Genomic DNA, 12,411 nt, shown 5'->3' with positions numbered 1-12,411 from the left:
CGTCTTCCGCCGACAGGCCGCTTTAGCTCAGCTGGTAGAGCATCGCATTCGTAATGCGGGGGTCAGGTGTTCGAGTCACCTAAGCGGCACCATCCTTCCCACAGGACCCAGGCTCGACCTAAGGCGGAGGTGCCTTCCCGTTGGGCGCGGTGGTGGGTCCCAGGTGGGAGGCCTTCCGCAAGGACTGGCTCTAGTTGCGTCTCCTCCAGGGTCCGAAGGCAGGCCGGACGATAATGACGGTTCCCAACCCATTTTGGCGGTTGGCGACGTCAGCTTTGGGGACTGTGTCGGGTCAAAAGCCCAGCGGTTCCTTTCCAGCCAGGGCCCGATCTACAACACCTTCAATCTGCAGCCCCATCTGATTTCCTGCCCTTGTTTCCGCCCATTGCGAGCGAAGGCAAACGACGTCTGGGCGACGGCGACACGGGCCGGCTGAAGCGTGAAGGGGAGGGGTATTTTCGGCCAGGCCGACTTGATTTGTCAGATCGACTGCGACGGCACCTGGACGACGACTGGCCGGCCCCGGCGGATCCCCTTGGGCACGTCAGAATCTTTTGGCGACCGTAAGTCCGATGGCGCGGCCTGCGCCGATCGTTCCGAAATAGGCACCATAAATTGTCGCCCCGCCAATCGGATAGCTTTCGAGATAGCGCACGTCAGCGATGTTCTTGGCCCAGGCCTGGATCCTGATCCGGGATGCGGTCAGCTCGACGCCGAACTGAACATTCGTGATGCCCACGTTCCCCAGGCGGGAGTAGCGACTGTCATCGAGATGGCCGTAGTAGCCGGAGCGATAGCCATAGTCCGCGCCGATTCTCAGCACCGCCCCGGTTCCGATCGGCCGGGCATAGTCCGCCGCCAGATTGACGATCCAGCGGGGCGCATCCGACAAGGGCCGGCCGCTGAGATCGCAGCTTGGAGCCGGGCTTCTCTCGGGCGCGCAGGGCCCGTTCAGATAGCTGTCATATCGGGCGTCGTTGTAGGATGCGCTGCCCGACAGCTGGAGGTGTGACGTGGGCAACCAACGGGCCTCCAGCTCGACACCGCGGGTTGAGACCTCGCCGACATTGGACAGGATCGCGCCGAAGAGCCGATTGTAGGTGGCCTGATAGTCGCGGATCTTGGCCAGAAAGATCGCCCCGCGGACCTGCAGCCGCCCCTCCAGGTGGCGTGACTTCACGCCGATCTCGTAGCTGTCGGTGCTCTCAGGTCGCACGACCAGATCACCTGGCGAGGCGCTGACTGTGGGGTTGACGCCACCGGCCTTGGCTCCGCGTGCATAGCTTGCATAGAGATGCAGGTCCGGGCCCGGCGCAAACGACAGGGCGAGCGTGCCCGAAGGATCGAAATCATCCACCGACACGGCCTGGTGATAGGCGGACTGTGCGGCGTTGCCGGCCCGATCAACCACCCCGGACTTTTGTTCAAACGTGCCCCGCAGGCCCATGGTGAGATCCAGCTGCGGACTGAGCCGCCAGGTCGCCTGGCCGAAGAGGGCGGCGCTTTCCGAATCGAGCGCAGAGCGGGTCGAACTCGTCACGCCATTGAAGGCGACAAGGACGGGCGGAGGTGTGGCAGTGTTGCCGAGGAAATTGGCCGCACGACGGCCAAAGGCCAGCCTGAGCTCGGACTCCAACGACTGGCGGAGATAGTAGATCCCGCCGACCCAGTCGACCTTGCCGCCGGAATGATTGGCCACACGGATTTCCTGGCTGAACTGCCAGTAATCTGTGGGGACCGCGGCGGAATCGTAGGCGTCTGCACTCGACAGATCGCCATCGAACACCGAGCGATACCGCCAGGCGCGATAGCTGGTGATGGATGTGACGTCGGCTGCGCCCTGATCATAGGTGGTGTTGGCGGTGAGGCCGCCCTGCCGCACGGCCACGCGGGTCGCCGCATTGGCCGTGGTGGCGTACCGCTCCCCGCCCAGGATCGCGGTTCCGCCGGCCAGCGCGACGCGGGACTGATAGGTTGACGTCGGCGCACCGAAAGAGCCCGCCACCAGCAGACAGCAGCTATCGTCTTCGGTGTGATAGTCCCCGATCAGGCGCAGACGGAGATCGGTCGAGGGCTCGAACAGAAACTGGACCCGGCCGCCCTGTCGGTCGCTGCCATTGAACCGGGCATGGGTCGTGTCATTGCGGACCCCTCCGGCGCGTTGGGTGTCATAGACAGACAGGCGCGCCGCAATCCTGTCCTCGAGAATGGGGCCGGATACCGACCCGCGAAGCTGGAAGAAGGCGTCATTTCCAGCCGAGGCTTCGAGACTGGCTTCCGGCGTAAAACCCGGCGGCCGCGTGGTGATGAGGATGGCACCGGCGCTGGTGTTCTTGCCGAACAGGGTCCCCTGCGGTCCACGCAGGATTTCGACATCGTCGATGTCCGTCAAGTCATAGACCGCCATGCCGGGCCGGCCGAGATAGACCCCGTCCATGAAGACGCCGACGCTGGCCTCCAGACCGTCACTCGCCGGACTGTGGCCGATGCCGCGGATGGAAACGTAGCTTCCGCGTGGATTGAAGTAGCTGATTTTCAAGCTCGGGGAGAGCTGGCTCAGGTCCTGAAGCTGGTACAGTCGCCTTTGCTCGAGCGCGGCCCCTGTATGCGCCGACAGAGCGATCGGCACGTCAGAGGCGTATTCAGGCCTCCGCCTTGCTGTGACGATGACGTCCTGCAGATCGACAGACCAGCCCGGTGAACTCGCCTGGGCGGCATTCACCGGGCTTGCAGGCCAAAGGACCCACCAGCCCGCAAGACATAGCGCAGGCAATGAGGCCTTTCCGAGCGTCCGAAAGGCCCCCAACTTGCACCGCTCCCCTGCCTTGCGCCGGACTATGCGCATTAAGCAGATTTCGCATCAAGGATGACCGGCGATCTCCATTTCGCCTGCGTCGTTTAGCCTTTCGGCGTCGTCCGCCACAGCGCTGACCTCGACCTTTCGGATGCCCCAGCCTTCTGACGGTCCAAAGTCGACCGGCCCGGATCTCCCTGGCGGAGATCGATTGATGGATGCATACTTGATGTTAGTGATACCATCATGTAGTCATGGTTCACCACACACCGGTCGGCGACGCTGGCAGAACTCTCGTGTGGCGACCCGTGACGGAGAGGCGTGACATGTTCGAAGATGCGCAGGCCGCCCAGTCTTTTGCGGCACCTTCGGTGGACCCCGACCCGGCCCGGGACGGCGAGGATGCAGACCTTTTGCACCTTCTAACCGCCACGGGGCGGGGCGATCGGCGGGCCTTCGAACGTCTTTACCTGCGCACCTCGCGCTACCTGATGGGGCGTGCGATATCGATCCTGAATGAGCGGGAGGCCGCCGAAGACGTGCTTCAGGAGGCCTATGTGCGAATTTGGACTAACGCGGGCAGGTTCGACAGCATGCGGGGCTACGCCATGGGCTGGATGATCAGAATTTTGCGCAACACCGCCATAGACCGGCTTCGCCGCGATCGTGTTCTGGCGCGCTATGTCCTCTACCGGGACGAGCTGCCCAACCCACCGGCCGCGTCGGACCCGATCGAGGATCGCCTGGACCTGAGCGTGGCGCTGGGAGGCCTCTCCCCGGAACATCTGAGCATTATCCGCCGGGTTGTCGTCCAGGGCTGGACCCAGAGGGAGGTCTCACAGCAGGATGACGTCCCGACCCCGACCACAAAGGCGCGGGCGCAACGCAGCCTGAAGCGTTTGCGGACAGCCTTGACGCAGGACTTGACCGCAGCCGCGCCGATGCCGGACGCTTGTCGGGTGGTCGCATGAGGTCTGCCTCAGCCTGGAGCCCCCTTCCGGGACACGGACCGTCCGGGGATGCCGTCCGTGACTAACGACCATCCGACACGCGGGCCCTATCAGAGCCCGCTGCGCCAACGCATGCGCGAGCAGACCTCTCAGATCATTCTGGACGCCGTCGCCACGGTGATCCGGAATTCAGATCTCGCAGCGGTCAGCATTGCAGAAGTGGCGCGGGTCGCCGAGGTCACCGAGCAGACGGTCTATCGCCACTACCGGACCCGCGACGAATTGATCCGGGCGTTCATCAAATGGCATCTTGAGCGTGCGGTCGGCGGGCCTGAACTGAAGCTGCCTGAAACGATTGACGATCTCCTGGTCTGGTTGGCGGTGCGTTACCGGACCTGGGAAGATGATCGACAGGTGGTGAGCGAGACCTATCTCTCGCCGATCGGCCGTGAGCTGCGCCAACCGTTCTTCGAGATCGGCTACCAGAACCTCATCCGGATGCTCGGTCTTGAACATCCGGATTTCGATGACCAGACACGGCGACAGGTCGCCGCATGCATGCTGACGCTTATGAGCACCGAGAACTTCGTCTTCCTGAAACGGAACCTCGGCTACGGCGCGGCGGAGGCCCACGCGAGCATCGTAGCGGCGATCAACGCCATCCGTCGCGGCACCGGAACGCAAGAGCCGCGGCGAGCCGATCATTGAGCCCCGTCGCATCACATCTGCCGGCGATCGGGCCGCAGGCGTCGGATAGGAGCGCCGCTGGATCTTGCCGTCCGGAGCGGCGGCTCAGGACGCCTCCCGCTTTGTAATCTGGGTGAGAATGGCGTTCCAGGTCTCAGGATGAGGCGAGGTTTCGCCTGTCCGCCGATCACTGTTGATCGCCTCATCCTGAAAGAGCCGCGCTTCGATTTGCTCAACCAGGCGTCTGAAGTCCGCATCCACGCGCCGTCTTGCTTCTGCGGCGCCGAGCAGGGGTTGAATCAGGATGCCAAGGGCCAGATCAAGCGCCAGCGCTTCATCGGCTGACATATTCGCCCCCCCAAGCGCAACGTCAGCCACGATGAACCCAAGCATTGCAGTCGCACATGTGAAGTCGCGCCACATTTCGTCCTCAAGTCGATCTTCCCCCGCAATAGTGGACGGGGTCAAGCCGCTCTGCGTTCGGCCTCAGCGGGGCTGATACAACCCGGTCACGAGTGCAGGCGACGGGCATTGTAGAAGCGAGAGCGCGCACCAGTAGTCGCGCCAGGGCGATTTGAGGCAAGTCTGCGAATTCTCCCTACGGCAACCCATCCCCGTCCTGTTCCCCTGCGTAGACTCAGATGTGGTGCCGAGCTTGAGCGCCTTGGGGACGGCCATGAAAACTCGAAACGCGCGCCGCCTGATTGGGTTCCCGTGGGCAGTATCCGCAGCCCTCCTGTCCGCGCCTGCGAGGGCACAGGTAGATGCGCCGGCCAAGCGTGAGCTTCAGACGGGCGTTGTGACTTTGGGCATACAATGGCGGCCGGGATCGGAGCTGCTTTTCGACCGGCTTCAAGGGTCTCAATTCTCAGCATTTCACCCGGGAACAGTCGAGGCGTCGAGGTCCCCGGGGGGCGAGGCTCCTCCCTATGGGCCGGTCAACGTCGGACGACGTCGGGCACCTGTTTCAAACTGTTCCAGGCCCGCCATCTGCGGCTGAGCCTGAAGCGCGAAGTCGACCTTGAGAAGAAGAAGCGCCGGAGGAAGAACGAACTCCGCGTGCATAGAAGGCGTTGCAGTGCCAGCATGTTCCCTGTGTTCGACGATACTCCAGACCAGATTTTGTCCATGGCCGGGCGCGGCGTCCGCGCCGTGCGCGATCTATCCAGGGTCTGGATAAAGAATGCGACCACCTTCGCCGACCGGGTCTTGCAGAAATCTGGACCGAGGCGACGGCGGGTTGGTGCCGCCCTGGTGATCCTGGGCCTCCATCTCCTGGTTCTTGCCTGGTTGAGCGTCCAATCGGTCAGCCCCCTCACGACCTCGACCTATCTGGTGGATCTTTCGCTTGAGCTAGGTTCCGGCGGCGGTGCCTACATGGAACCGAGACCCGCCGTACGACCCTCGGCAGATCAGCCCGACCGGGAGGAGGTTTCAGAGGCCGGGACAACACCGCCCGCGACCGATGATGAGACGATCCCGGCGATCGAGACGGCGGCCGAGCCTCCCGTCACCGACATGGCCGCGCTGGCACAGGTCGAAGCCGCTGACCCTGCGCCGGCGTCGGAGACCTCTGACGCTGTGCTGGCCCTCGTGGAAGCGATCCTGGGTGCCAGCGGGACCGAAGCCTCGGCGACGGAAGTGATCGTCCAATCGGCAGCCGTCCCAACCGGTCCAGCGCTGGCGGTGGCACCGGGAGGCGGTTGCGACATCGGAGCTTCGCTGGCACTCGCCATCGGATCCAGTCCCGAGATGCAAAACACCCTGGCCACCATGCCGCGTGAGGCACGTTCGGTGGCGAATGCTGTTCAGGTTTGGGACGGGTCCTGGATCGACCCCTCTGATGCACGCGCCGAACCCGCTTTCGCGGCCGTGCGTCGCGTCATACTCGAGGCCATCGAGGCCGCGCCCGAGCCCTGTCGAGATCAACCGCTGACGGGACCGCGCTTCGTGATTGTGCCGGAAGGCGAGAACTCCGCGACCATTCTGGTGGTGGGCTCCGGCACCTGGCGGTGGGCCGACATGCGAGCCCAGCCCCGCTTCATATGGCCGCGCTGGTTCTCCCGAAGCGATCGATGACCACAAGGCTGCAGCCGGCCGCAGCGGGGGCTCGGCGAGAACTATTTCCGCCTTGACTGCATCCTTCCCCAAGGCGGCGCTCGTTTCTTCCTCGAGTGGTGCGCTGATCAGGCAGCCGTCGCATCCTCAGGGTTCAATCAGCAGCCTCACAGGGATTCCAAGATGCAAAATCGACGTCACCTCCAGATGGCCGCGGTGGCGCTGTCAGCGCTCGTCTGCGCTGCGGTTCCTCCCGCGATGGCCTCCAGCCACCGAGAAGCCCCGGCGATCACCGAGACGCCCAAGGTGGACGGGACCGATTTCTACATGTTCCGGAGCTACGAACCGGGACGCGCGGGCTTCGTGACCCTGATCGCCAACTACCAGCCGCTCCAGGGACCGGGCTACGGACCCAACTATTTCACCATGGACCCGGATGCGATCTACGAGATCCACATCGACAACAACGGTGACGCCCAGGAAGACCTCACCTTCCAGTTCCAGTTCACCAACACCCTGCGCAACAACACCGGGATCACGCTGAACGTCGGCGGCAAGACCCTGCCGATCCCGCTTCGGGCCATCGGGCCGATCGGCAGTTCCAACGATCCCAATCAGGGCGAGCTGGAATCCTTCACCCTCAACGTCATCCGCGGTGATCGCCGCACCGGGACGCGGCAATTGGTGACGCACGAGAACGGCGGCCAGTCCTTCGCCAAACCGGTCGATAACATCGGCGGCAAGACCTTCCCCAACTACGGAGCCTATGCCGACAACTTCATTTCGAACGTCAACATTCCTGGCTGCAATGGCATGGGTCGCGTCTTCGCGGGCCAGCGAGCCGAGGCATTCGCGGTCAACCTGGGGCCGTCCTTCGACCTGGTGAACTATGTGCCCATCGAGGGTGCCAGCGCGCCCGGCGCAAATGACACCGGCGGCTTCCCCGGTGGCATCCGCCAGAGCCGCGCCAATGACGACCTGGTCGGCAAGCTGAACACCACATCGCTGGCCATCGAGATTCCGATTTCCTGCCTGGTCGGCTCGGGCAACGGCGTCATCGGCGGCTGGACCACCGCCAGCCTGCCCCAGGCGACGCTGCGCGATCCCTCTCCGACCTTCACCGACCCGACCGTGGACGGCGGGGCCTTCGTTCAGGTCTCGCGCCTGTCTCATCCGCTGGTCAACGAACTGGTGATCGGTCTGCCGTTCAAGGATCTGTTCAACGCCGTAGAGCCGACGGCGGATGCGGCCGTGGCAGATTTCGTCACCAACCCGACCTTCCCGGCCATCCTGAATGCCCTGTTCCGGGGCCCGGTCAATCAGACGCTCGGGACCAATATCCCCGACCTGGCACCCAACAACTTCCCCCGCAACGACCTGGTGGCCACCTTCCTGACCGGCATTCCCACGCTGAACCAGCAGTCCATCGTCCGGGGTGCCGAGATCATGCGCCTGAACACCAACATTACGGCCACACCTCAGGCGACCCAAAGCACCTTCGGCGTGGCCGGCGACGATCTGGCGGGGTATCCCAACGGCCGTCGGCCCGGCGACGATACGCTGGACATCACCCTGCGCGTAGCGATGGGCCGACTGTGCCACCCGGTGCCGATCAACGGTGTCCAGACCGCGCTGGGCCTCTGCCAGCCGTCCAACGCACCGGTCGGAATGGTTCCGTTCACCGACGGCGCGCCGATCAACGCGCGTGAGCTGCAGAACCGCTTCCCCTATCTGAACACCCCGCTTCGCGGCTCGCCCCGGGGAGGCCAATAATGCGCTGGCAAACCGCACAGAGGATCGCCATCGCCGGTGTCCTGAGCGGCGGAGCAGCTGTCCTCGGCGGCTGTTCCAACGGCGATGGCGGCGGCGGCGTGGTCACGCCCCCGCCGTCACCGCCCGCCATGGGTGCCGAGCGTTTCGGCACCGGCTTCTCCCTCAGCTTCCGGGCGGGTCCGGACACCGACCCTCGTGACCCGATGCAGGCCGACATCATTCCTGCCAGCCTGACCACGGACCCGTTCGAGGTCCCGTGACCCCGAACGAGCGCGGCCGACGCCCCCCCGGCCGCCAAGGAGCGACGGACCCATATGGGTCCGTCGCTTTCTGCCTTCGGCGATCAGGCAGCGGGAGGCGGGTCGAAACCGAACGTCAGGCTGGAGAAGGTCGTATCGAACTGGGCTGTCGGATTTCCCGTGATCTGCCGGGTCCAGAGCACGTTAAGCTGCCAGGCGCCCCGCCGCGGCAACGTAAAGGCAACACGACCGGACGCGTTGGAAATCGAGGTCGCTGCGGGCTCTGCATCAGCGCCCAGATTGGTGAGTTTGACCAGCGCACCCGCAAGGGGGCGGCCCATATAGTAGATGCGAAACGGCAGGGCCTGACCGGCGGGCACGGCGTAGGGATTTCGCTCGGGCACGATCTCGAGCGTCAGGCCCAGAGGCGTGGTGACGTGAGGCTCTTCGACGGCCGCGCCGCCACCGACCCGCACCAGGGCCTTCGCCCGGCGACTGTAGACTTCCTGGCCCGGCTGGTCCGTCTGTCCGGCACGGCGACGGGCCTCGATCGCAGGCGTCAGCCCCTCAACCCTCAGATACTCCTCGAACCGGATCGCGGGCAGATCGCTCTGGGCGTGGGACGTCTCGAGGGCCAGCACATGAACGCCGCGCGCGAGCAGGGAGACCTGGCCAACCCCACCCTGGCGGATGGCACCGCCCAACTCGGCAGTGCCTGCAGGCCCGACACTGTAAAGACGGGTCATCCGCCGGATATCGGCATCCCAAAGCTGTCGGTTGGCACCGTGACCGACCAGCAGCGACAGAGCGGTAGGCGCACCGGACGTGACCCAATAGCTCGCCGGCTGAAGCCAGAAGTCGTGAGCGGTGGCCGGCAAGGCGATACACGCGGCCAGAACGGCGATTCCGAGTCTTCGCAAGACGTTTCTCCCCAAAAATCTCACCGACCATCCGGATCAGCCGGAGCGGCGAAGCGGCCGGACCACGCAGGCCACGGCTACAATCACATACGCACCAACGCTCGCTGCGGAGACACCGCGGGGGCGCAAACAGGGAAATACCCATGACACCCATCCCGACCAAAAATCTGTCGCAGCTTGCTGTGCTCTGTCTTGTCGGGCTCAGCCTATGGCCCACGGTCGCTTGGGCGCACGACGGAACGGGCCTGGTTGGAGGGTTCATTTCCGGTTTCCTGCATCCCCTGAATGGTCCCGACCACATGCTGGCGATGGTGGCCGTGGGCCTGTGGGGAGCCATCCTCGGCCGGCCGCTGGTGGTCGCGCTCCCCGTCGCCTTTCCGATCATGATGGCGATCGGCGGCGTCATGGGGATTCTCGGCGTGCCGATACCGCCTGTCGAACCGGGAATAGGCCTTTCCGTCGTGGTCCTGGGCGCGGTCATAGCCTTCGCGGTCAGGCCTGCCGTTTGGCTGGCCATCGTGATCGTCGCCGTCTTCGGGATGTTCCATGGATACGCGCACGGTCAGGAACTGCCGTCCGCCGCTGACCCTGTCGGATACAGTGTCGGCTTCGTCCTCTCGACCGGCCTTCTGCATCTGATCGGAATCGGTATCGGCTACCTGGCCCTTCGCAAGGGCGGCCTGCGGCTTGTTCAGGGGCTTGGTGGTGTAATCTCGATGGCCGGGCTCTGGTTCATCTGGAAGGTGCTGTTCGGATGAGGGGCGGCGTGCTGCCACCAGCCCTGCTCTGTCTGGCCCTCGGCATTTTTCTGGCCTACGTCCCACGCCGGCTGATCGCCCCGGCCATCGGGATCACAGCCCTTCTCGCGACAGTGGTTGTCGCCGTCGGCGTACCTTCGGCCTGGGAGGAAATCGCCTTTGCGGGCTGCTGGATCAGCGTGGTCGGGATCAGTCTGTCCGTTCACCTGCCCAAACCTCCCAATAGGCTGACGGTGCTAACCATCGCGGCCAACACCGGCGTGTGGGTCGGATCCGTCGTGGCGGTGGCCGCCCGCCCCCTGGACCTGTTGTTCGCGCTACCGTTTATGCTCGCCGTCATCCCGACGATCTTTCTCCTGAGGACGCCACTCCGACTTGGCGTCAAGATCATCGCGAGCTGGCTTGCTGCTGTTGCGATCCTGGCCGGCGCTTTGCCCATCACGCCCACCGCGGGCTATGAGCCGGACCACATGCAGTAGGTCGGGCAATGCCGGGCGGGTGCTGGCAGTTCGGCCGCGCTCCGATGAGAACTTTGCGTCATGTGATCACCGGGTGAGCCCTCCGTCGAGATCACTACCGGAGAACCTTTAGCGTTCGTCTGACAGCACCGCTGCGCCCGGCTATCGGGAAATTCGGAGGTTCTCGATGGCTCCGGCGATACGGTCGAAGGCCTCGCCGATGCCTCCCGCGCTGTCGACCGGGAAATAGTGGTCGGCGTCGGTGGCGCAGCGGCGCAGCAGGGTCTGGGCGCTGCCGTCGACCTGGACGGCGACTGTGTACACCTCGATGTCCTGGGCCTTCATGTTGCCGCACATGTCTTCGACCCCGGAGGTCGGATGATCGAACCGGTTGTCCATGGCGGTGCGGCGCTGGGTGCCCGAGCCGGAGGTAATGCCCAGGCGGTCCTGCCAGATGTAACCCAGGCCACTGTAGGTGCTGTCGTTGGGATTGTCCGCGTCGCCCATGACGTTCTCGCCGTCTGTCATGATGATGATGATCTTCGTCAGCCGGGTGGTGCCATACGCCCGGCCGTCGCCGAAGGGGGCGTTGGGCGACAGGGTGTGCCAGCCCCACATCGTGCCGAGCGGGACGTTGGTGTTGCCCGTGGCGTTCATGTTGTTCACCGCGGTGCGCAGGGCGCTATAGTTGTCGGTCAGCCGGATCAACGGCACCAGACTGCAGCCCCGGTTCGGTCCGCGCGAGGTATTCAGGCTGACGAACGGGCTGTTGTCATATTTCTGCCAGCGCCTCTGCCGGTTGTCCCACTGTGTGGTCCGGGCCGTGCTGCTGCCAACGTTGGATCTGTTGTTGCTGAGCCCGTCGAGGACGTAGTCGTTCTCGTAGTCCCAGTTTCGCCAGGTCGAGTCATTCGGGTAGGCGTCGCGGTCCGGGCTGTCCGGCGAGAAATAGGGGACGAACATCCGGTCTTCCGTGCCTGCCAGCGGAGCCGTGTCGCGAATGTCGTAGGGTGCGGCCCGCGCCTCGACGCAGCCGCCCCAGGTCGTGCCGAGATTGCCGAACAGGGTGAAGCGGCCACGGTTGCTGCTGAACAGTTCCGATCCCGTGTGGTTGCCGGCGTTCGACATATAGGCGGGCACGGTGTTCGAGCCGCCGGCCGAAATCCGAACCGTTTGCGAGAAGGGCACGAGCGAGATCTTGATTGCGTCGGGCTCGATCGACCGGCTGTCGGCCGCCTCCAGCCGGTCGATCAGGTCGATGGCGGCGGCCTTGGTGTTGGTCAGTTTGGCGCCCGACATCGAGCCGGTGTTGTCGAGGACGAGGGCGACCTCGACGCGATTGTTCGAGCGCAACACTTCCGAGCGAGCGCCAACCGGAATCTGGTTACCGGTTCCACTCCCCACCATTGGCAAGATAATATCTGCGACCAGGGCATCCACACTGACTTTCGCGGTGCCGGCCACAGCGCCGGTACTGGGGTCCAGAACGAAGGTCGTCTGGGCGGTCAGCAGGGTGATGTCGTTATAGGGCGCCAGGTTGGCGCGGAGAGAGGCGAGGCCCACGCGGGTGATGTCGGTGTTGCCGGTGTAGGGTGACCGGGCGGCGGCCAGGGTGGCGGCGTCGAGGGCGTCCTGAAGGTTCGCCTTCACGGTCGAGGCGCGGTGGATATCGATGCCGCCGAAGGTGATCAGCAGCAACAACGGCACCACGAAGGCCGAGATCATGGCGATATTGCCCCGATCGTCGCGGAAGAACTGTTTGTAGAGCCGCAAG

General features: G+C 64.5%; 11 protein-coding genes and 1 tRNA gene. 8 read left to right on the top strand and 4 right to left on the bottom strand.

Going from position 1 to position 12,411, the window contains the following annotated elements:
- Positions 1-16 precede the first annotated feature (16 nt).
- Positions 17-92 (top strand) — tRNA-Thr (locus tag ACW18A_RS15520).
- A gap of 452 nt (positions 93-544) precedes the next feature.
- Here ACW18A_RS15520 and ACW18A_RS15515 read toward each other — a convergent pair.
- On the bottom strand, positions 545-2,629 hold the full coding sequence (locus ACW18A_RS15515) for a TonB-dependent receptor (RefSeq protein WP_492022606.1): 2,085 nt from the start codon (positions 2,627-2,629) through the stop codon (positions 545-547).
- Positions 2,630-3,120: 491 nt separating this feature from the next.
- Between ACW18A_RS15515 and ACW18A_RS15510 the strand changes: the two genes are divergently transcribed.
- On the top strand, positions 3,121-3,765 hold the full coding sequence (locus ACW18A_RS15510; RefSeq protein WP_492022605.1) for an RNA polymerase sigma factor: 645 nt from the start codon (positions 3,121-3,123) through the stop codon (positions 3,763-3,765).
- A gap of 111 nt (positions 3,766-3,876) precedes the next feature.
- The gene (locus ACW18A_RS15505) at positions 3,877-4,452 is read left to right on the top strand and encodes a TetR/AcrR family transcriptional regulator (protein WP_492022604.1); all 576 of its coding nucleotides are present in this window, start codon (positions 3,877-3,879) and stop codon (positions 4,450-4,452) included.
- Between the two features lie 84 nt (positions 4,453-4,536).
- On the opposite strand, the gene ACW18A_RS15500 is transcribed toward ACW18A_RS15505, so the two are convergent.
- On the bottom strand, positions 4,537-4,899 hold the full coding sequence (locus ACW18A_RS15500; RefSeq protein ID WP_492022603.1) for a hypothetical protein: 363 nt from the start codon (positions 4,897-4,899) through the stop codon (positions 4,537-4,539).
- 660 nt (positions 4,900-5,559) lie between these two features.
- Here ACW18A_RS15500 and ACW18A_RS15495 point away from each other — a divergent pair.
- From ACW18A_RS15495 to ACW18A_RS15485, 3 genes are all read left to right on the top strand, one after another.
- On the top strand, positions 5,560-6,510 hold the full coding sequence (locus ACW18A_RS15495; RefSeq protein ID WP_492022602.1) for a hypothetical protein: 951 nt from the start codon (positions 5,560-5,562) through the stop codon (positions 6,508-6,510).
- A gap of 162 nt (positions 6,511-6,672) precedes the next feature.
- Positions 6,673-8,262: a DUF4331 domain-containing protein gene (locus ACW18A_RS15490; RefSeq protein ID WP_492022601.1), complete on the top strand. Its 1,590-nt coding sequence runs from the start codon at positions 6,673-6,675 to the stop codon at positions 8,260-8,262.
- Positions 8,262-8,522 carry a hypothetical protein gene (locus ACW18A_RS15485; RefSeq protein ID WP_492022600.1) on the top strand — a complete coding sequence of 87 codons (261 nt, stop codon included), beginning with the start codon at positions 8,262-8,264 and terminating at the stop codon, positions 8,520-8,522. The genes ACW18A_RS15490 and ACW18A_RS15485 overlap by 1 nt, the downstream gene beginning before the upstream one ends.
- Before the next feature lie 83 nt (positions 8,523-8,605).
- On the opposite strand, the gene ACW18A_RS15480 is transcribed toward ACW18A_RS15485, so the two are convergent.
- Positions 8,606-9,421, bottom strand: coding sequence for a DUF4198 domain-containing protein (locus ACW18A_RS15480; RefSeq protein WP_492022599.1), 816 nt, complete (start codon positions 9,419-9,421; stop codon positions 8,606-8,608).
- A gap of 143 nt (positions 9,422-9,564) precedes the next feature.
- Here ACW18A_RS15480 and ACW18A_RS15475 point away from each other — a divergent pair, with 143 nt between their 5' ends.
- The gene (locus ACW18A_RS15475; RefSeq protein WP_492022598.1) at positions 9,565-10,179 is read left to right on the top strand and encodes a HupE/UreJ family protein; all 615 of its coding nucleotides are present in this window, start codon (positions 9,565-9,567) and stop codon (positions 10,177-10,179) included.
- Between the two features lie 8 nt (positions 10,180-10,187).
- Positions 10,188-10,658 carry a hypothetical protein gene (locus ACW18A_RS15470; RefSeq protein WP_492022597.1) on the top strand — a complete coding sequence of 157 codons (471 nt, stop codon included), beginning with the start codon at positions 10,188-10,190 and terminating at the stop codon, positions 10,656-10,658.
- Between the two features lie 141 nt (positions 10,659-10,799).
- Here the strand turns inward: ACW18A_RS15470 and ACW18A_RS15465 are convergent, their stop codons facing one another.
- Positions 10,800-12,410 (bottom strand): TadE/TadG family type IV pilus assembly protein, encoded by a 1,611-nt coding sequence (locus ACW18A_RS15465; RefSeq protein ID WP_492022596.1) that lies wholly within the window; start codon positions 12,408-12,410, stop codon positions 10,800-10,802.
- Between the last annotated feature and the right edge of the window lies 1 nt (position 12,411).

It is taken from the genome of Brevundimonas sp. AVps5 (assembly GCF_058681515.1).
The sequence above is the reverse complement of the archived record's forward strand: the minus strand, read 5'-3'. Positions and strand labels throughout refer to the sequence as shown.

Coding starts and splice junctions, on each gene's coding strand:
- ACW18A_RS15510 (WP_492022605.1), top strand. CDS start 3,121: ATGTTCGAAGATGCGCAGGCCGCCCAGTCTTTTGCGGCACCTTCGGTG.
- ACW18A_RS15505 (WP_492022604.1), top strand. CDS start 3,877: ATGCGCGAGCAGACCTCTCAGATCATTCTGGACGCCGTCGCCACGGTG.
- ACW18A_RS15495 (WP_492022602.1), top strand. CDS start 5,560: ATGGCCGGGCGCGGCGTCCGCGCCGTGCGCGATCTATCCAGGGTCTGG.
- ACW18A_RS15490 (WP_492022601.1), top strand. CDS start 6,673: ATGCAAAATCGACGTCACCTCCAGATGGCCGCGGTGGCGCTGTCAGCG.
- ACW18A_RS15485 (WP_492022600.1), top strand. CDS start 8,262: ATGCGCTGGCAAACCGCACAGAGGATCGCCATCGCCGGTGTCCTGAGC.
- ACW18A_RS15475 (WP_492022598.1), top strand. CDS start 9,565: ATGACACCCATCCCGACCAAAAATCTGTCGCAGCTTGCTGTGCTCTGT.